At 65.5% G+C, this 16,884-nt stretch carries 17 protein-coding genes; 5 read left to right on the top strand and 12 right to left on the bottom strand.

Features of this window, described 5'->3' with window-relative positions:
• Positions 1-64: 64 nt before the first annotated feature.
• A complete protein-coding gene (gene trpA, locus WBP06_RS10235) occupies positions 65-841 on the bottom strand; it encodes a tryptophan synthase subunit alpha (protein WP_395327156.1) in 777 nt (258 codons plus the stop codon).
• Positions 842-1,075: 234 nt separating this feature from the next.
• On the bottom strand, positions 1,076-2,317 hold the full coding sequence (gene trpB, locus WBP06_RS10230) for a tryptophan synthase subunit beta (protein ID WP_395327155.1): 1,242 nt from the start codon (positions 2,315-2,317) through the stop codon (positions 1,076-1,078).
• A gap of 255 nt (positions 2,318-2,572) precedes the next feature.
• Between trpB and WBP06_RS10225 the strand changes: the two genes are divergently transcribed.
• Positions 2,573-3,037 (top strand): outer membrane protein, encoded by a 465-nt coding sequence (locus WBP06_RS10225; protein WP_395327153.1) that lies wholly within the window; start codon positions 2,573-2,575, stop codon positions 3,035-3,037.
• 142 nt (positions 3,038-3,179) lie between these two features.
• Here the strand turns inward: WBP06_RS10225 and WBP06_RS10220 are convergent, their stop codons facing one another.
• Positions 3,180-3,821, bottom strand: coding sequence for a phosphoribosylanthranilate isomerase (locus WBP06_RS10220; RefSeq protein ID WP_395327151.1), 642 nt, complete (start codon positions 3,819-3,821; stop codon positions 3,180-3,182).
• Between the two features lie 111 nt (positions 3,822-3,932).
• Here WBP06_RS10220 and WBP06_RS10215 point away from each other — a divergent pair, with 111 nt between their 5' ends.
• Complete coding sequence (locus tag WBP06_RS10215) at positions 3,933-4,292, top strand: DUF4019 domain-containing protein (RefSeq protein ID WP_395327150.1); 360 nt, start codon at positions 3,933-3,935, stop codon at positions 4,290-4,292.
• Between the two features lie 134 nt (positions 4,293-4,426).
• Here the strand turns inward: WBP06_RS10215 and WBP06_RS10210 are convergent, their stop codons facing one another.
• From WBP06_RS10210 to radC, 9 genes are all read right to left on the bottom strand, one after another.
• Positions 4,427-5,182 carry an SIMPL domain-containing protein gene (locus WBP06_RS10210; RefSeq protein WP_395327149.1) on the bottom strand — a complete coding sequence of 252 codons (756 nt, stop codon included), beginning with the start codon at positions 5,180-5,182 and terminating at the stop codon, positions 4,427-4,429.
• Between the two features lie 142 nt (positions 5,183-5,324).
• The gene (gene pyrF / locus WBP06_RS10205) at positions 5,325-6,002 is read right to left on the bottom strand and encodes an orotidine-5'-phosphate decarboxylase (RefSeq protein ID WP_395327147.1); all 678 of its coding nucleotides are present in this window, start codon (positions 6,000-6,002) and stop codon (positions 5,325-5,327) included.
• 4 nt (positions 6,003-6,006) lie between these two features.
• Positions 6,007-6,339 (bottom strand): LapA family protein, encoded by a 333-nt coding sequence (locus WBP06_RS10200; RefSeq protein WP_395327146.1) that lies wholly within the window; start codon positions 6,337-6,339, stop codon positions 6,007-6,009.
• Between the two features lie 102 nt (positions 6,340-6,441).
• Positions 6,442-7,755 carry an adenylosuccinate lyase gene (purB, locus tag WBP06_RS10195; protein WP_395327145.1) on the bottom strand — a complete coding sequence of 438 codons (1,314 nt, stop codon included), beginning with the start codon at positions 7,753-7,755 and terminating at the stop codon, positions 6,442-6,444.
• Positions 7,756-7,994: 239 nt separating this feature from the next.
• Positions 7,995-9,134, bottom strand: a complete 1,140-nt coding sequence (locus WBP06_RS10190) for an endonuclease/exonuclease/phosphatase family protein (protein WP_395327143.1) — start codon at positions 9,132-9,134, stop codon at positions 7,995-7,997.
• A 168-nt stretch (positions 9,135-9,302) separates the two neighbouring features.
• Positions 9,303-9,710 (bottom strand): hypothetical protein, encoded by a 408-nt coding sequence (locus WBP06_RS10185; RefSeq protein ID WP_395327141.1) that lies wholly within the window; start codon positions 9,708-9,710, stop codon positions 9,303-9,305.
• A 105-nt stretch (positions 9,711-9,815) separates the two neighbouring features.
• Positions 9,816-11,222 carry a radical SAM protein gene (locus WBP06_RS10180; protein ID WP_395327140.1) on the bottom strand — a complete coding sequence of 469 codons (1,407 nt, stop codon included), beginning with the start codon at positions 11,220-11,222 and terminating at the stop codon, positions 9,816-9,818.
• Positions 11,223-11,294: 72 nt separating this feature from the next.
• Positions 11,295-12,038, bottom strand: a complete 744-nt coding sequence (locus tag WBP06_RS10175) for an NRDE family protein (RefSeq protein ID WP_395327138.1) — start codon at positions 12,036-12,038, stop codon at positions 11,295-11,297.
• Positions 12,038-12,799: a DNA repair protein RadC gene (gene radC / locus WBP06_RS10170; RefSeq protein WP_395334120.1), complete on the bottom strand. Its 762-nt coding sequence runs from the start codon at positions 12,797-12,799 to the stop codon at positions 12,038-12,040. The genes WBP06_RS10175 and radC overlap by 1 nt, the downstream gene beginning before the upstream one ends.
• A gap of 54 nt (positions 12,800-12,853) precedes the next feature.
• Between radC and WBP06_RS10165 the strand changes: the two genes are divergently transcribed.
• Genes WBP06_RS10165 through WBP06_RS10155 form a run of 3 tightly spaced genes read left to right on the top strand, consistent with a single transcriptional unit; the run spans position 12,854 to position 16,751 of the window.
• A complete protein-coding gene (locus tag WBP06_RS10165) occupies positions 12,854-16,075 on the top strand; it encodes a YdbH domain-containing protein (RefSeq protein ID WP_395327136.1) in 3,222 nt (1,073 codons plus the stop codon).
• Positions 16,072-16,359, top strand: coding sequence for a YnbE family lipoprotein (locus tag WBP06_RS10160; RefSeq protein WP_395327135.1), 288 nt, complete (start codon positions 16,072-16,074; stop codon positions 16,357-16,359). Before WBP06_RS10165 ends, WBP06_RS10160 begins: the two co-directional genes overlap by 4 nt.
• Positions 16,359-16,751: a YdbL family protein gene (locus WBP06_RS10155; protein ID WP_395327134.1), complete on the top strand. Its 393-nt coding sequence runs from the start codon at positions 16,359-16,361 to the stop codon at positions 16,749-16,751. The genes WBP06_RS10160 and WBP06_RS10155 overlap by 1 nt, the downstream gene beginning before the upstream one ends.
• Positions 16,752-16,884 lie beyond the last annotated feature (133 nt).

The raw sequence follows: 16,884 nt of genomic DNA, 5'->3' as shown, positions 1-16,884 counted from the left end.
GCTGCCGCGATGCATGGGATTGCTGCGTCGTCACGCGTTGCGCAATGACGAATTTTGGGAGAGATCAGCGCGCGGTGTGAACCGCTTCGGCCAGCGCGGCCGTCAGTTCGCGCAGATGGGCCGGCGCATCGATGCCGTGCTGCTTGACCAGATCGACGAGTGCCGAGCCGACGACCACACCGTCCGCCACCTTGGCGATCGCGCTGGCCTGTTCGGGCGTGCGCACGCCGAAGCCCACTGCAACGGGGATCGAACTGGCGGCCTTGAGCTTCGCCACGGCATCCTCGATCGAACCCTGCGCCGCCTGCTGCATGCCGGTGACGCCTGCCACCGATACGTAATAGAGAAAGCCCGAAGAGCCTTCGAGCACGGCGGGAAGCCGCGCGGCGTCGGTCGTCGGCGTGGCAAGGCGGATCAGTGAAACGCTCTTTTCGCGCAGGGCCGGGCCGAGTTCGGCATCTTCCTCCGGCGGGATATCCACGCAGATCACGCCGTCTACGCCGGCCTTTGCGCATTCGTCCGCGAACCAGTCGGCACCGCGCGCGATCATCGGGTTGGCGTAGCCCATCAGCACCAGCGGCACGTCCGCGTGACGGGCGCGGAACTCGCTGGCGATCCGGAAGATGTCAGCGGTTCTGGTGCCCGCGTCGAGGCTGCGGATGTTGGCTTCCTGGATCGCCGGGCCGTCGGCCATCGGATCGGTGAAGGGCATGCCGAGTTCGATCACGTCGGCACCGCCTGCAACCAGCGCGTCGAGATTGGCGGCAGTGTCGCCGTCACCCCCGGTGATGAAGCAGACGAGCGCGGGGCCTTTGGAAAAGGCAGTTTCGAAGCGGGTCATCGGTGGTTCTTAATCCAGTGCGTCAAAGCGACGATCAATGATGCGATTATGGCCGAGATCGGAAGAATGTGGCCTGGGACGGCCCAGGCCCAATAGTCGGGATGGGTACGGGGATAAAGCAATGCTCCGACCGCAAGCCACACCGGAATGTACAGCAGCAAGGTCAGGCAGGCGATAATCGCGGCTGGCTTTGCTGCCCACATATGTCCGTTCACTACCCCTGTGCGGCCTGCGTCAAAGCTCCACGCCCAGTGCTTCGGCGACGGTGAAGATGTCCTTGTCGCCGCGTCCGGAGACGTTGACGACGAGCAGCTTGTCCTCGTCCATCTCGGCCGTCAGCTGCGGCAGCGCGGCCAGCGCATGCGAGCTTTCGAGCGCGGGGATGATGCCCTCAAGCTCACAGCACAGCTGGAACGCTTCCAGGGCCTGCGTATCGGTGATCGGCACGTAGTTCACGCGGCCGCTCTCATGCAACCACGAGTGCTCCGGCCCGAGGCCCGGGTAGTCGAGACCGGCCGAGATCGAGTGTGCCTCGGTAATCTGGCCGTCCTCGTCCTGCAGCAGGTAGGTCTTGTTGCCGTGGAGCACGCCGGGCTTGCCGCCGGTGAGCGACGCGGCGTGCTTGTCGGTATCGATGCCGTGGCCCGCAGCCTCGATGCCGGTCATCTGGACTTCGGGATCGTCGAGGAAGGGGTGGAACAGGCCGATCGCGTTCGATCCGCCGCCCACGGCCGCCACCAGCATGTCGGGCAGGCGGCCTTCCTTCTCCAGCATCTGTTCGCGCGTTTCTTTGCCGATGATCGACTGGAAGTCGCGCACCAGTTCCGGATAGGGGTGCGGGCCGGCGGCGGTGCCGATGATGTAGAAGGTATCGTGGACGTTCGCGACCCAATAGCGCAGCGCGTCGTTCATCGAGTCCTTCAGGGACTGCGATCCGCTGTCGCAGGAGACGACTTCGGCGCCCAGCAGCTTCATGCGGAACACGTTGGGCTTCTGCCGTTCGATATCCTTGGCGCCCATGAAGATCTTGCAGGGCAGGCCGAAGCGGGCGGCGACCGTGGCGGTGGCGACGCCGTGCTGGCCAGCACCGGTCTCGGCGATGATTTTGGTCTTGCCCATGCGGATGGCCAGCAGGATCTGGCCGATGCAGTTGTTGATCTTGTGCGCGCCGGTGTGGTTCAGCTCTTCGCGCTTGAAGTAGATCTTCGGGCCTTTGCCCGCAGGCGCCTGTGCCCGGAAATAGTCGGTGATGCGCGGCGCGTAGTAGAGCGGGCTGGGGCGGCCGACGAAGTCCTTCATCAGCGCATCGAATTCCGCCCAGAACGCGGGGTCCTGCTGCGCCTTGCGGTATTCCTTTTCCAGATCGAGGATCAGCGGCATCAGCGTTTCGGCGACGTAGCGACCGCCGAACTGGCCAAAGTGGCCGGTCTCGTCGGGCATGGCGCGGAAGCTGTTCACAGGCGCGTGCGTGGTCATGATCGGGGCGATTGGCAGAGCGGGGCGGCCAAGTCCAGCGCCTTTGCCGATAAAGGCCTGCATGGGGACGACCGGTTGGTTTTCAATTGCAAATTACGCAATCATACAAACGTTAATGGCAATATAGTGTCTGTAAGTGGCAGTTTCATGACGGTTTGGGGTAATAATGAATTATTTTGTTCATCTGAGCGAAAGGAAAGGAGGCGCAGCGGGCGGGTCCCCGGTGAGGGCCGGGGAAAATACTGGAGAAAAAACATGCGTATCGCACTCGTTTCGCTCGCCGCAGTCGCTGCGGCCGTCGCCACCCCCGCCCTTGCCAACGAAGCGCGCGTCGAAGCCCGCACCGGCATCATCTGGGACGGCAGCGACAGCGAAGCAATTGCAGGCGTCGCGGTCGGTTACGACTACGACCTGGGCAACAAGTTCTTCGCAGGCGTCGAAGGTTCGGCCGACAAGGTGCTGACCAGCGACACCCGCGTTTCGTGGGGCGCCGGTGGCCGCGTTGGCTACAAGGTCACCCCGACCACCAAGCTCTATGCCAACTCGACCTGGCAGTCGAAGTTCAGCAAGTACGGCAACAGCGCCGTTGCTGTCGGCGGTGGCGTTGAGCAGGGCCTCAACGACCGCTTCTACGCCAAGGCTGAGTACAAGCACCTTCTCGTTGGCGACAACACCCCCGACGCGGACGTCGGCCTGGTTGGCGTTGGCGTGAAGTTCTGATTTGGCTGCTTCCGGCCCGAATTCGCCACCGAGGCGTCGGGCCGGAGGCAACTGAACGGAATCGCTCCTTTGCGAGCGTAAGCCAGGGAAGGGCGGCCCATGAGGGGGTCGCCCTTTCTCGTTTGGGTCGATGGTATTGCTTTCAGGCGCTGCGGACGGCGCGGACGAAGGCGTCGATCCGGTCCAGATCCTTCACCCCGGGGGCGCTTTCCACGCCTGAGGACGTGTCCACCAGCGGGGTGCCGGTCCGTCGCACGGCTTCTGCCACATTGTCGGGTGTAAGGCCGCCCGCAAGGCCCCAGGCGACGGGGCCTTTCCAGTTGGCCACCAGCTTCCAGTCGAAGCTGAGTCCCATGCCGCCCGGCAGCGTGCCCTTGGGCGTCTTGGCGTCGAACAACACCAGATCGACCGCGCCGGCATAAAGGGCAGCCTTGGCGGCGTCTTCCGCCGTAGCGACGGACAGTGCCTTCCACACGGCCACGCCGTAACGCGCGCGCAATTGGGCGGCACGCTCGGGGCTTTCGCTGCCGTGAAGCTGGAAGGCGTCCAGCCGGGCGCTGGACATGGCCTCGGCAATCGTCGCGTCATCGGCATCGACGAACAGGCCGACGCGGCCGATGCGGCCTTCGGCGCGTGCAGCCAGCAGCGCGGCCTCTGCCGGAGTGACGTTGCGCGGGCTCTTGGGGAAGAACACGAAGCCGGCGTGATCGGCGCGCGCGCGAATGGCGGCTTCCAGCGCGTCCGGAGTGCTTATCCCGCAGATCTTGATCGCCGCTGTTGGCATGTCGTGTTTCTGGCCTAGATTGCGCCCCCGAAGCCTAGGGGACCGATGATGAAGCGATTTGGGCGCTATCTAATGCCATTTGCCGCGGCTGCAATGCTGGCGGGCTGCGGCATGAAGGAGTCGTTCGCGGATGCGGGCGTGGAAGTGGCCAAGTTCCATCGCGCGCTGGACGCGGGGCGCACGCAGGAGATCTGGAACGACGCCGATCCGCAGTTCCGCAGCGCCACGCAGCAACCGCAGTTCGCCAAACTGATAGACGCGGTTCATCGCAAGCTGGGCAAAGTGCGCTCAAGCCAGCAAGTGGGCTGGAACGCCAATGCCACCACTGGCGGCACTTTCGTCACTTTGACGATGCAGACCGTCTTCGAGCACGGTTCGGGCGTGGAGCAGTTCGTCTATCGCAAGGCCGATGGCGGGCACATGGCGCTGGTGGGCTACAACATCCAGTCTCAGGACATGATGCTGGATTGAGCCCTGCGGGCGAACGCCCTCGGATTTTAGAGAATCACGCGGAGACGCGGAGGCGCAAAGCAGGCGTGCTTTCGGCGAAGCCCGTTGCGGCCCTGGCCTTGGTCCACGCCTCCGCGTGATTCGATTTTTCGTTCTTACTGAGCCAGTTCGAACTGGACGGTGACGTTCACCGACATCTGCAGTTCACCGGCAGCAACCGGCGGGGCGGCAGCCGCCATGTCCATCGAGGCCTTGCGTGCGTACATCACCGGCATCGGGGCAAAGCCGCCGCTCTCGCTGATCGAGACGATGCGCACGACGCGCAGGCCGGCGGCACGGGCGTAGAGGTCGGCGCGGGCGCGGGCGGTCTTGATCGCATCGGTGCGCGCTTCGTCCTGCGCGGCGGCGGGTTCGGAAAGCGTGAAGTCCGGACCGTTGACCTGGTTGGCGCCGGCGGTCACCAGCGCGTCGATCACCTTGCCGGTGTCCGCCAATTTACGCTGGCGCACGTTGACGGTGTTGGTGGCCTGATAGCCGACGATCTCGCGCGGCTCGCCGGAGAAGCTGCCGTCGGGCTGGCGCTTCGGTTCGGCGTAGACGGGGTTGAGGCTGAGGTTGGTGGTCTGGATGTCCTTGTCCGCCACGCCGGCCTTCTTCAGCGCGGCGATCACGCGGGCCATGGCCTGCGAGTTGGCGCCCATCGCTTCGCTGGCGGTCTTGCCCTGCGTGGTGACGCCGGCCGAATAGCTTGCCATGTCCGGCGTGCGGGTGGTGGAGCCTTCGGCGCTGACGGTCAGCAGCGTATGCCCGGCCTCGATCGCGGGAACGGTCTGCTGCGCCATCGCGGCAGGGGCGGAAGCCAGCGCCAGCGCGGTGAACGCGGCAGCAGCGAGCAGTCGGGGGGATTTCATATAGTCGCACTCTCCATTCATCAGGACCGAACAACGGTCTGCCTCCCCGGAGGTTGCGCGGCGCTGAACCGTGCATTTCCGGGGGATGAACGGAGAGACGGAGCCAGGGCGCGTCAGCCTTGGCTCTGGACGCATCTTTGCGTCAGAGCGTGGCCTCGATCGCGCGGGCAGCGGCAAGCGGGTCTTCGGCGCGGCTGATCGGGCGGCCGATCACCAGCACGCTGGCGCCGTCGTCGCGGGCCTGGCGCGGGGTGACGATGCGCTTCTGGTCGCCATTTCCAGCGGTGTCCGGGCGCAGACCGGGGACGACGAAGAAACCGTCCTTCCACTGGCTGTGGATCGCGCCGACTTCGTGGCCCGAGCAGACGATGCCATCCAGCCCGGCGGAGTGCGCCAGATCGGCAAGGCGCATGGCCTGCGCATGGGGCTCGTCGTGGACGCCGATCGCGGCAAGATCGTCCCCGTCCAGGCTGGTGAGCACGGTGACCGCCACGACCTTGGTGTTCTCACCCGCGGCGGCCTTGGCATCTTCCATCATCGCGCGACCGCCGGCGGCGTGGATGGTGACGATGGAGGGCTGCAGCACGTGGATCGCCTGCATCGCACCGGCCACGGTGTTCGGAATGTCATGCAGTTTCAGGTCGAGGAAGATCGGCAGGCCCAGCTTGTGCAGTTCGTGCACGCCGTGGTGGCCGTGGGCGCAGAAGAATTCCAGCCCCAGCTTGATCCCGCCGATATGCCCGGCGACCTTGCGGGCCAGCGCCTCGGCAGCGTCGAGGCGGGGCAGGTCGAGGGCGAGGTAGACGGGATTGTTGTTCATGGGATCAGACTTCCGGCGTGGGATCGAGGGTAGGGGCGGGGGCGGCTTCGTGGGCGGGTGCCGCCATCGACGGCATGGAACTGGCGCGCAGCGAGTTCTCCAGCGTGGCGATGCGGCGGTTCAGCCGCCAGCGCACCGCACGCAGGTAGAGCCACACGGGCAACATGCCGAGGCCGAAGAACAGCAGGGCGACGACGCCGACCGGCCATTCGAAGTGAATGTAATTGCCGTCGTCTAGCGGCCAGAAGTTCACCGGTACCTTGGACCAGTTCATGGCGATGAAAGCGACGAGGATCGCGGTGATCGCAATCCACAGCACGGTGCGGATGATATTCATGCTTCCTCCGGCAATTCCTGCAGGTGGCTCTGCAAGTAGGTCCCGCCAATCGCGCGCGATGCTAAGCGCGATTGGCGGCCATGGGAAGTGTCGGTTGGGAGCTTAGTTCCCGAAAACGCGCGCGAAGATCGTGTCGACCTGCTTGAAGTGGTAATCGAGGTTGAACTTCTCCTCGATCACTTCGGCGGGCAATGCGGCGGTGACTTCGGGATCGGCCTTGAGAAGTTCCAGCAGCGAAAGCTGGCCGTCCGATTCCCACACCTTCATCGCGTTGCGCTGCACCAGACGGTACGACTGGTCGCGCGTCAGGCCGGCCTGCGTCAGCGCCAGCAGCACGCGCTGCGAGTGGACGAGGCCGCCCATGCGGTCGAGGTTCTTCTGCATGCGCTCAGGATAGACGAGCAGCTTGTCGACCACGCCGGTGAGGCGGGCCAGCGCGAAGTCGAGCGTGATCGTCGCGTCCGGGCCGATGAAGCGTTCGACCGAGGAGTGCGAGATGTCACGCTCATGCCAGAGCGCCACGTTCTCCATCGCCGGCGTCACCGACGAGCGGACGACGCGGGCCAGGCCGGTCAGGTTCTCGGTCAGCACCGGGTTGCGCTTGTGCGGCATCGCCGACGAGCCCTTCTGGCCGGGCGAGAAGTATTCCTCGGCCTCCAGAACTTCGGTGCGCTGCAGGTGGCGTACTTCGATGGCCAGACGCTCGATCGAGCTGGCGATCACGCCCAGCACCGCGAAGAACATCGCATGGCGATCGCGCGGGATCACCTGGGTGGAGACCGGCTCGACCTCAAGGCCCATCTTGTCGGCGACGTACTGTTCCACCGCCGGATCGACGTTGGCGAAAGTGCCCACGGCGCCGGAGATCGCGCAAGTGGCGACTTCCTCACGCGCGGCGATCAGGCGCTTCTTGCAGCGCGAGAATTCGGCATAGGCTTCGGCCATCTTCAGGCCGAAGGTCACCGGCTCGGCATGGATGCCGTGGCTGCGGCCGATGGTGGGGGTGTACTTGTGCTCTTCGGCGCGGCGCTTGATTGCGGCCAGCAGGGCATCAAGGTCTTCCAGCAGGATGTCGGCCGCCTTCACCAGCTGCACGTTCAGCGTGGTGTCCAGCACGTCGGAGCTGGTCATGCCCTGGTGCATGAAGCGCGCTTCGGGGCCGACCTGCTGGGCCACCCAGTCGAGGAAGGCGATGACGTCGTGCTTGGTCACGGCTTCGATCGCGTCGATCGCGGCAACGTCGATCGTCGGGTTGGTGGCCCACCAGTCCCAAAGGGCCTGGCCGGCGCTGGCGGGCACGGTGCCCATCTCGCCCATCTTCACGGCGGCGTGGGCCTCGATCTCGAACCAGATGCGGTAACGGGCTTCGGGCTCCCAGATCGCGGTCATCGCGGGGCGGGCGTAGCGGGGGACCATGTTCGACTCCTATGGCTGACGCGGGTGCCGCTAGGCGGGCAGGGGCCCAATGGCAAGGGGGAAGGCAGTGGGCGAGGGGGCGTGGCCGCTTCGAAATGCCGCATCGGGGTGCAAGGTGACAGCTAAGGTGACACTCTGGTTGACACAGTTGACACGGTCCTGAAACGAAAATCTCCCCGGGCCCATGCCCCACTCCGGATACGTCCTGAAAGGTAGCGAAAGCGAAGCGAAAACCGGGCTCATTTCGAACTTATGACAGGCGCGTGCGGCGTAGGAAAACGTGGCTTCCGGTTGCGTCCCGCCATCTTCGCGCAGGCCGGCGTGCGGGTCAGCCCTGCTTTCCAGCGCAGTTCGTACGTCACCATGAAGCCGTCGTGATCGGACAGCATCGGGCTGCCCGGGCTGCCATCGAACATCGCCTCCACCCGCACCGGGCGGACGCGAACGTCTTCGCCGGTCCAGAGGAACTGCAGGTCCTGCGTGTCCATCCACGGCTCGTCCCCGTCCCACGACATCTTCACGTCGCAGCCGGAAGCCGGCGTCATGCAGATCCGGTGAACCAGATCGAGCGCCTGGTAGCGGGTGAAATTCTCCCAGCGCGGCTCGGACCGGCGCATGTTGAAATCGCCACCGAAGATCAGCGGGTTCTCGTCGTCATGCGTCTCGTCGATGAAGCGCGATGCCTCCTGCGCCTGCCGGTCGTGCGCGGAAAGGTTGCGCGGGGCGGGCGCGCCCGAGGCGCCGCGCGAATTCATGTGCGTGTCGTAGACGTCGATCAGCGAGGGGACGCCGGGAATTTCGATGCGGGCCAGCGCGATGCCCTTGTTCGAAAGGCAGTCGAAACCCGCGCAGGACCGTCGGCCGTAGGGCGTGCGGGCATAGTCGATGATCGAATAGCGGGAGGCGATGGCAAGGCCGCTGCCGAAGACATGGATGCCCAGTTCCCCCCGCATCAGGCTGGATCGCCCCGGCAGATAGTCGCGCGTGGCACCCTTGGCGCGCGTGGTGCGGCGCGGACCGGAATAGATCGCCGGATAGCCGGTGCTTTTCACCGCCCGCTTGGCGGCATCGCTGAACATTTCCTGGAACAGCACGATGTCCGGCCCGGTGCCGTCGGCGCGCATGGCGGCAAGCCGTTCGCCGATCTGTTCCAGATAACGCGCCCGGCCGCTGCGTGCCGGCCAGCCGAGCCCCTCGATATTGTAGGTAAGCACTTTCAGCCGCGTGGAGGCAAAGGCGCCGTTGGCGGACGTCTGGATCGCGGGCGGCAGCGTCTCCCCACACGTCACATAGGCGCGTGGCGGGGGAAGCGTGGAGCAGCCAGTGGCAAGCAGCAAGGCAAGGCCGACGAAAAGGCGGGGCGAAGGAAAACCGATCATGCCGGCGGGAGGAAATCCTGCTGGTGGGGGCGACGTGTCACCTTATGCGTGAGGTGTCACCTTGTGCCAAGCCGTTACAAATTCCGCGCGGCAATGGCTGAGTGGTTACCGCGTTTTCCAGTTGACCGCTTAAGGCCCATGACTCGCAAACCACTTCAGGGTCAGGACTTAGCGGGCACGCACGGCCCCGGAAGGGTCCGGTTCGTTGTAGCGGGCATTGGTAAGGTAGATCTTCCCCCGACCGAGCGCGCAGGCGACGGCGAATTCATGATCGACCTCAGCTTGGGTTTTCAGAGCTTTGCGGCCGGTTGCGAACACCGTGTCCTTGCCGTTCATGTTCACGGTCATCAGCATGACATCGAAGCCGGCGGAACGGCTTGCCTTCAGGAAAGCCGCCATGTCGCTGTCGGATGCGTCCTGTGTGACAAATTGATAGGCGCCCGGTACGCCTGCCTTTCCGTAATCGGCCACAGCAGGCGCGTGTTTCAGCGGACAGGCGGGCGTCAGCCTGACCTGCCCGACGCCCGCCTCCTGTTGAAATCGAGTGCAGCCGGAAATTCCGGCAATCAGCACCATCGAAGCAAGGAATCTTGCAAGACCAGGAACGTTTTTCATCGTTCCTGGTTATTCGCCAAACACTAACGATCGCTTTCTCGCGAAACCTGCAGCTTTCGCGGCGGTCTAGGCGTGAAAGAATTCGCTGAGGTCGCAGGGCTGTACGATGGGATCGCGAAGGCGCGGGTCGCGGCAGGATTGGACGAAATCGTCGTACTCGGGATGGCCTGGCACGAACACGGCCTTGCGTGCGTATTCCTCGGCGCTGAACGTGCCCCAGTTGGTCATGCGCGCGAAGAAGACGTGATCCGCCCCGATTTCATGCGCAAGGTCTACCGCATCGCCCATCTCGCGATAGTTTTCGGCCTGTACGGTGAAGGGGATGGTGAAATGGGAGACGAGGCCGGCCGCTCTCAATTCGCCCGCGAACTTCAGGTTTTCCTGCATGACCGACCATTTCGCGCCGCGCCGCAGCAGTTCGTGGGTCGGCCCGGTGGCTGCGTCCAGACTGATGCGCAACGACGCCACGCGTCCGTGCAGGCTGGGGAATGCCGCCCATTGCTGGGGGGTGAAAAGCATCCCGTTGGTCATCACGATGAACTTCAGGTCGGGATAGTCGTCCGCATCCAGCTGTTCCATCAGCCGGCGAAAATTCTTGCTGGCAAAGGGATCGCCCGATCCGGTGATATGGACATAGCGGGCATTTTTCAGCAGCGGCAGGATCCGGTTGTCCTGCATGTCCTGGTAGCGCGCGCGCGTGGCGTCATCCGCCGCGTAGCGGGCGGTGCGGCACGACGGGCAGGAAAGATTGCAGGTGCGGTCGTAGGCCAGGTTCACCGTTTCCGGGCCGCGCGGCATTGCCGTCTGGCGCGACGTGAGGATGTCGTGCCATTTCGGTTGCGCAACCAGGTCCTCGGTCTTCTTCAGGTCGTTGCTCTGAATGACGGGGCAGGCGCGCTTGTTGCAGTGGCGGTATGACCCGTCGAGCACGCTTTCGCGGATGGCCTGGGCCCTCTGCCCGTTCCACACCGTTTCGCTGGGTGCATAGGTGAGATTTCCCGCCGAAGTCGGCAACCAGCTGGCGCAGCAAAGGTGGGTGGTATTTTCCAAAACGTCTAGCTGGGTGAACGGCACGAGGCAGACTTTGCCGTTCAGGGCGAACTTCGGATTTTCCGGGTCGATCCGCGCCTCGGCATGGAATGCGGCGCCTTGCACCTGCACGTTCTGGCTGTGATGGATCGTCAAGGGCCGCAGCACGGCAAGCGTGGCTTCCGCATCCTCAAGGCACAGCGCCAGCAATACTTGCAGCCGGATGCGGATCGTATGGTGGGTTTCGCGGGCCTCTCTGCCGCGCAGTTCGTCGGCGATCAGCGGGTTTTCGGAAACCAGCGAGGGGATCAGCGGCCAAAGCTCGGGATGATCCAGCCCGCCGTCCAGCATATTCAGCATAAGGTCGCAGGCCTGCGTGGCCGCGACGGCGCCATCGACCAGAGAAGCGGCGTCAGCCGTGATGGTTTCGTCCTGAACGGTCAAGGTCATCCCCATTGGAAGGTATTTGCCTTCATTATAGGGGGAAGCGGCAGGTTTGGGCGGTGGCGACGGGCTTCAGGGCAGTGCAGTCTGCGGCCATTCGAAATCGATCGATACGTCCCCGGTCACGCTGCCGTCCGATGCGAAACTGCGCTCGACGATGCGGCCCCGGCCGGACCGGTGGAGGGCGAGTACGGTGCTGCACCGGGTGCCGTAGACGAAGTCGCGGATGAATACCGGGGCGAAGCGCGGTTCGGGGCCGTCCTCGACACGGGCGGTGCGGCGGTCCGGCCTTTCCACGCGCAGGGCGTCCAACAGTGGCGAAAGGTCTTCGCTTCCCGCCGCCAGCCAATCGGCCACGGCCCGCTCCACCGCGCGGGTCTTGGGCCAGGGCAGATCGAAGCCGCCGTTGGACAGGCCGTGAATTCCGGGCGTCAGCCCACGCGAATCGGTCTGCGGGTAATTGGTGAGGAAGCGCGCGCTGCCGTGCGCGATCTCGACAAGGTTGAACGGGTTCATCGCCTCCACCGGTTGCGGCGGGCGGCCTTGCAGCAGATCGGTGACGAGTACCCCGCGTGAGGGGCGGCCCGGCTGGGCACCTTCCGGCACGCGGTAATTGGTGACGAGGACGAAGCGGCCCGCCTCGGTCAGCCCCATCCATGTGCCGTGGCCGACCAGGTCGCGCCCGGCGATCACGCCCGAACCGTCATCCCAGCGCGCCAGCGGGGCGGAGGCGCGGGCGTGGAATTCGTCGCGATTACCGGCGACGACCAGCGGCCAGTCGGGATGGGCGCGCCATGCGACGGCGGCGACGCACATCAGATCAGGCCTTGCGCGCGCATGCTGACATGGCCTTCGCAGCCGATCACCACGTGATCGTGAACTTCCACGCCAAGAATGCGCCCGGCGGCGGCGATGCGGTGCGTCATGTCGATATCCGCGCGGCTGGGTTCGGGGGAGCCGGAGGGGTGGTTGTGCACCAGGATCAGCCCGGTGGCGCCTAGGTCCAGCGCGCGGCGGATCACCTCGCGCGGGTGGATCGCGGCCTCGTCTATCGAGCCTTCGCCCACCATCTCGTCCAGCAGGAGCATGTTCTTGGCATTGAGATAGAGCACGCGCACGCGTTCGCGCGTCAGGTGCGCCATGTCTATCCGCAGGTAGTCCACCAGCACCTGCCAAGAACCGATCACCGGCATCTCGCGCAGGCGCTGACGGGCAAGGCGGGTGGCGGCGACGGTGACGATCCGCAACGCGGCGGCTGTGGCCTCGCCCATGCCGGGGTGGGCGGCCAGCGTGCGCGGGTCGGTTTGCAATACCGCCGCCAGCGATCCGAATCGCTGGATCAGGCTGCGGGCCAGCGGTTTCATGTCTCGCCGGGGAACGGCCTGCATCAGCAGGAGTTCGATCACTTCATGATCTGCCAGAGCTTCCGTCCCGCCTTCGATCAGCCGCTTGCGCAGCCGCGCGCGATGGCCGCTGGGATCGTTGCCCGTTTCCGGCCGCGCGGCGCCGGCCTCCGGCGCGGAAATTCCGGCGCTGCGCGCGGGCGGTTCATCGAAGAGACTGTCCTGATCGGGCATAAGCGTCACGGACAATTGCCTTTCCCGGCGTGGGCGCGCAAGTGAACGATCTGAATGCCTGAGGTGCAAGACCATTCCGAAGCCCCGGCGGAGCCGGACCGTCCCTCGCGCGCCCGTCGGCGCGTGGCGGCGACGAGTGCGCTGGGCGTGCTGGGCCTGTTCGCCGTCTCGCTGGGGGCGGGATGGTTCATGCGGGAGCGCATTGCCGACAATCTGATCGCCGATCAGCTGAACAAGCTGGGCCTGCCCGCGCGCTACAGGATCGTGAAGATTTCCCCCTCGGAAGAGATCATCCGCAACGTGGTGGTCGGCGATCCGAAGCGGCCGGATTTGACGATCGAGGAAGTGCGCGTGGCGACGCGGCTGGCCTGGGGCATTCCCGGCATCGGCCGGATCACGCTGGTGCGGCCGCGTCTCTACGGCAGCCTGCACGGCGGCAAGCTGAGCCTTGGCGCGCTGGACAAAGTGCTCGAATCGGGTGGGGGGGACAAGGAACATCCGCTGCCCGACTATGACGTGGCGCTGGTTGACGGTCGTGCGCTGATCGAGAGCGATTATGGCCGCATCGCCGCCAAGATCGACGGGGCTGGCGGCTTGCGCGGCGGGTTCGATGGCGTGCTGGCGGCCGTGTCGCCGAAACTGGCCTATCAGGGCTGCGCGGCGGGACGCACCACGCTCTACGGCAAGCTGCGGGTGCAGGGCGAAAAGCCGATGTTCACCGGCCCGCTGCGGATGGACGGGCTTGATTGTCCGTCGCAGGCATTGCGTGCGGGCCGGTCGGCGATGCAACTGGATCTGACGGCTGACCGCACGCTGGACGGACTGGAGGGCCGGCTGGGCCTTCAGGGCGGCGCGGCGCGGATGGCCGAAAATCGCGTGGACGGGCTCACCGCATCGGGGCGCTTCACGTTCCGCAAGCGGGCGCTGACCGCCACCTACAAGCTGGCCGCGCGCGGGATCGCGACGCCGCAGGCCGCAGCGGCGGCGCTGGGTTTCGACGGGCAGGTGCGCACCGATCCCGGTTTCGTGAATATCGACATCGATGGCGACGCCACCGGCAGCGGCCTCGTCCCCGGCGCCGTGGCCGATCGCACACTGGCCGATCTGGCGAAAAGCGGGGAGGGCACGTTGATCGCTCCGCTGGCCGACGGCATCCGTTCCGCGCTTGCCCGCGAAGCGCGCGGATCGAAGCTGAACGCCAATGTGATCCTGCGCCGCGATGCCGGCCGCTGGAGCCTGGTGGTGCCGCGCGGCAACTGGCGCGGCACCAGCGGCGCTTCGCTGCTCGCGCTGTCGCGGGTGCAGGCGGTGTTCGGGCCAAAGGCCGGCAAGGGCCGCCCGGTGATTACCGGCAATTTCGCGAGCGGTGGGCAGGGGCTGCCGCAAGTCTCCGGCCGGATGGAGACTGCAGCGAACGGTCGCCTGGCGTTGAGCGTGACGATGCCGGAATACCGCGCCGGCGATTCGCGGCTGGCGCTGCCGCACCTGTCGCTGGCGCAGTCGGCCGATGGCGCGATGACTTTCGCGGGCGAAGCGCGGCTTTCCGGCGCGCTGCCGGGCGGCCGGACGGATGGACTGGTGCTGCCCATCGAAGGGCGCTGGGCGGCGGACGGCGGGGTTCTGCTCTGGCCGCGCTGCACCACGATCGCGTTCGATCGGCTGGCGCTGGCCAATGTCACGATCGACAAGCGGCAACTCTCGATCTGTCCGGCCAAGGGGCGGACGATCGTCGCGAACGACGCGCGCGGCCTTTCGATCACGGCGGGCCTTCCGGCGCTGGACCTGACGGGCCGCATGGGCGGCACGCGCATCCGCGTGTCCAGCGGTCCGCTGGGCTATGCGCAGTTCCCCGGAAAGTCCGGCGCGCTGACGGCCAAGGCAGTGGCGGTGGAACTGGGCGCGGCCGATGCGCCGTCCCGCTTTCGCATCGCCCACCTGGATGCCACGATCGGCAAGGAGATTGGCGGCGCCTTCGATGAAGGCGACGTGATGCTGGCCGCCGTTCCGCTGGACCTGCACCAGACTGCCGGACGCTGGCGCTATGCCGGGGGCGTGTTCGGCATAGACGATGCGCACTTCACGCTGGTCGATCGCCAGCAGGTGCCGCGCTTCCAGCCGATGATCGCGCGCGATGCCAGCTTGCGATTGCAGAACGGCGCGATCACCGCGCAGGCGACGCTGCGCGAACCGACCAGCGACCGCGCCGTGGTGCGCGCCGATATCGTGCACGATCTCAACGCCACGAAAGGCCATGCCGACCTGGCCGTGGATGGTATCCAGTTCGACAACAAGGTGCAGATCAGCGAACTGTCGCAAATGCTCACGGGCATCGTTTCCAATCTGGAAGGCACCGTGCGCGGCACCGGCCGGATCGACTGGAATGCGGACAGGGTGACCAGCCATGGCCGCTTCTCCACCGATGGGCTGGCCTTTGCCGCGCCGTTCGGGCCGGTGAAGGGCCTTTCGGGCGATGTCGTCTTCACCGACCTTCTGGGCATGGTCACCGCGCCGGATCAGAAGCTGAAGATCGCTTCGCTGAACCCGGGCATCGAAGTGACCGACGGCGTGCTCTCGTTCCAGATGGAACCGAACTACCTGCTGCGCGTCAACGGGGCGCAGTGGCCGTTCATGGATGGCGTGCTGACGCTGGAACCGGCGACCATGACCATCGGTGCGTCCGAAACGCGGTATTACAAGCTGACCGTGAAGGGCCTGAACGCCGCTACTTTCGTGCAGCATCTGGAAGTGGGCAATATCAACGCCACCGGCGTGTTCGATGGCGAACTGCCGCTGGTGTTCGACGAGAATGGCGGCCGGATCGACAAAGGCTACCTGCGCTCCCGCCCGCCGGGCGGGAATGTCAGCTATATCGGCGCGCTGACTTACAAGGACCTGTCGGCGATGGGCAACTTCGCGTTCGGGGCGCTGAAGTCGGTCGATTACCGGCAGATGGAGATCGGCCTCGACGGTTCGCTCTCCGGCGATATCCTCACGCGGATCAGCTTCGACGGGCTGAGCCAGGGGGAGGGCGCGTCGCAGAACTTCATTACCAGGCAGGTGGCGAAGCTGCCGATCCACTTCATCGTCAATATCAAGGCGCCGTTCATGAGCCTGTTCGGCAACATGCGGTCGCTCTACGACGCCACCTACCTCAAGGATCCACGGATGATCAGCGCGGAAGCTGCGGCCCAGGCCAAGGCCGCCGCGGCGGCAAAAGCCACGGCTGGTCCCGCGCAAAACACCATTCAGCCTTCAGACAGCGAGAAAAAACCATGATCGGCCCGCAATTGACCGGAAGCGTTCCGGCTGCGACAAGCCCGGCGATGACCTCTATCGTCCAACCGTTTTCGCAGCAATTCGCCCCCCGGTCCGGCAGGCGCGCCGTTCGCGCCGTGGCGATGGCGGCGGTTTTCGTCCCGATGCTGGCGGGCTGCATTCAGGTTACGGCGCCCGACAAGCCGATCGTGATCGAACTTAACGTCAACATCCGTCAGGAAGTGATCTATCAGCTTTCCGCAGACGCGGAAAAGACGATCAAGGACAACGAAGGCGTATTCTGATGACCAAGATCCGTTTCAGCAGTTCCGTTGCTTTCATCGGCGCGGTTGCCCTGGTTCTGGGGGCAGGTGCCGCCAGCGCGCAGGAAGCCCGCGATCCGGCCTATGCCGCCGCGCGTTCCGCCGGGCAGGTGGGTGAACAGCGCGACGGTTACCTGGGCGTCGTCGGCAGCCAGTCCGCCGCGGTGCAGGCGATGGTGCGCGACCTCAACAACAAGCGCCGCGCGATCTACACCGAAAAGGCCGCTGGCAAGGGCACGATCGAGGAATATGCCTTCGCGACCGCGTGCCGCCTGATCTCGCAGACCAGCCCGGGGGAGAAGTATCAGGCCCCCGACGGTTCGTGGCAGACCCGCACCGGCGCCCCGCCGCAGCGTGATCCGCGCTGCCCGTAAGGGAACGGCACTGGATTGAACATTGAGCAAGGTTTCGGGCCGGTATCGCTGAAAGGCGGTGCCGGCCTTTTCGTTCAGTGTGCCGGTGCCGTGGAGAGGTGGGCGGATAATCACGCCGGCCGTCTCGCCGATG

Source organism: Novosphingobium mississippiense (assembly GCF_044029535.1).
In the GTDB taxonomy this organism is placed as follows: Bacteria; Pseudomonadota; Alphaproteobacteria; order Sphingomonadales; family Sphingomonadaceae; genus Novosphingobium.
This window is presented reverse-complemented; position numbering and strand designations above follow the sequence as displayed.

What these genes read in the sequence shown, in the direction of transcription:
- trpA (WP_395327156.1), bottom strand. Translation starts at nt 841, where the DNA reads ATGACCCGCTTCGAAACTGCCTTTTCCAAAGGCCCCGCGCTCGTCTGC.
- trpB (WP_395327155.1), bottom strand. Translation starts at nt 2,317, where the DNA reads ATGACCACGCACGCGCCTGTGAACAGCTTCCGCGCCATGCCCGACGAG.
- WBP06_RS10225 (WP_395327153.1), top strand. Translation starts at nt 2,573, where the DNA reads ATGCGTATCGCACTCGTTTCGCTCGCCGCAGTCGCTGCGGCCGTCGCC.
- WBP06_RS10220 (WP_395327151.1), bottom strand. Translation starts at nt 3,821, where the DNA reads ATGCCAACAGCGGCGATCAAGATCTGCGGGATAAGCACTCCGGACGCG.
- WBP06_RS10215 (WP_395327150.1), top strand. Translation starts at nt 3,933, where the DNA reads ATGAAGGAGTCGTTCGCGGATGCGGGCGTGGAAGTGGCCAAGTTCCAT.
- WBP06_RS10210 (WP_395327149.1), bottom strand. Translation starts at nt 5,182, where the DNA reads ATGAAATCCCCCCGACTGCTCGCTGCTGCCGCGTTCACCGCGCTGGCG.
- pyrF (WP_395327147.1), bottom strand. Translation starts at nt 6,002, where the DNA reads ATGAACAACAATCCCGTCTACCTCGCCCTCGACCTGCCCCGCCTCGAC.
- WBP06_RS10200 (WP_395327146.1), bottom strand. Translation starts at nt 6,339, where the DNA reads ATGAATATCATCCGCACCGTGCTGTGGATTGCGATCACCGCGATCCTC.
- purB (WP_395327145.1), bottom strand. Translation starts at nt 7,755, where the DNA reads ATGGTCCCCCGCTACGCCCGCCCCGCGATGACCGCGATCTGGGAGCCC.
- WBP06_RS10190 (WP_395327143.1), bottom strand. Translation starts at nt 9,134, where the DNA reads ATGATCGGTTTTCCTTCGCCCCGCCTTTTCGTCGGCCTTGCCTTGCTG.
- WBP06_RS10185 (WP_395327141.1), bottom strand. Translation starts at nt 9,710, where the DNA reads ATGGTGCTGATTGCCGGAATTTCCGGCTGCACTCGATTTCAACAGGAG.
- WBP06_RS10175 (WP_395327138.1), bottom strand. Translation starts at nt 12,038, where the DNA reads ATGTGCGTCGCCGCCGTCGCATGGCGCGCCCATCCCGACTGGCCGCTG.
- radC (WP_395334120.1), bottom strand. Translation starts at nt 12,799, where the DNA reads ATGCCCGATCAGGACAGTCTCTTCGATGAACCGCCCGCGCGCAGCGCC.
- WBP06_RS10165 (WP_395327136.1), top strand. Translation starts at nt 12,854, where the DNA reads ATGCCTGAGGTGCAAGACCATTCCGAAGCCCCGGCGGAGCCGGACCGT.
- WBP06_RS10160 (WP_395327135.1), top strand. Translation starts at nt 16,072, where the DNA reads ATGATCGGCCCGCAATTGACCGGAAGCGTTCCGGCTGCGACAAGCCCG.
- WBP06_RS10155 (WP_395327134.1), top strand. Translation starts at nt 16,359, where the DNA reads ATGACCAAGATCCGTTTCAGCAGTTCCGTTGCTTTCATCGGCGCGGTT.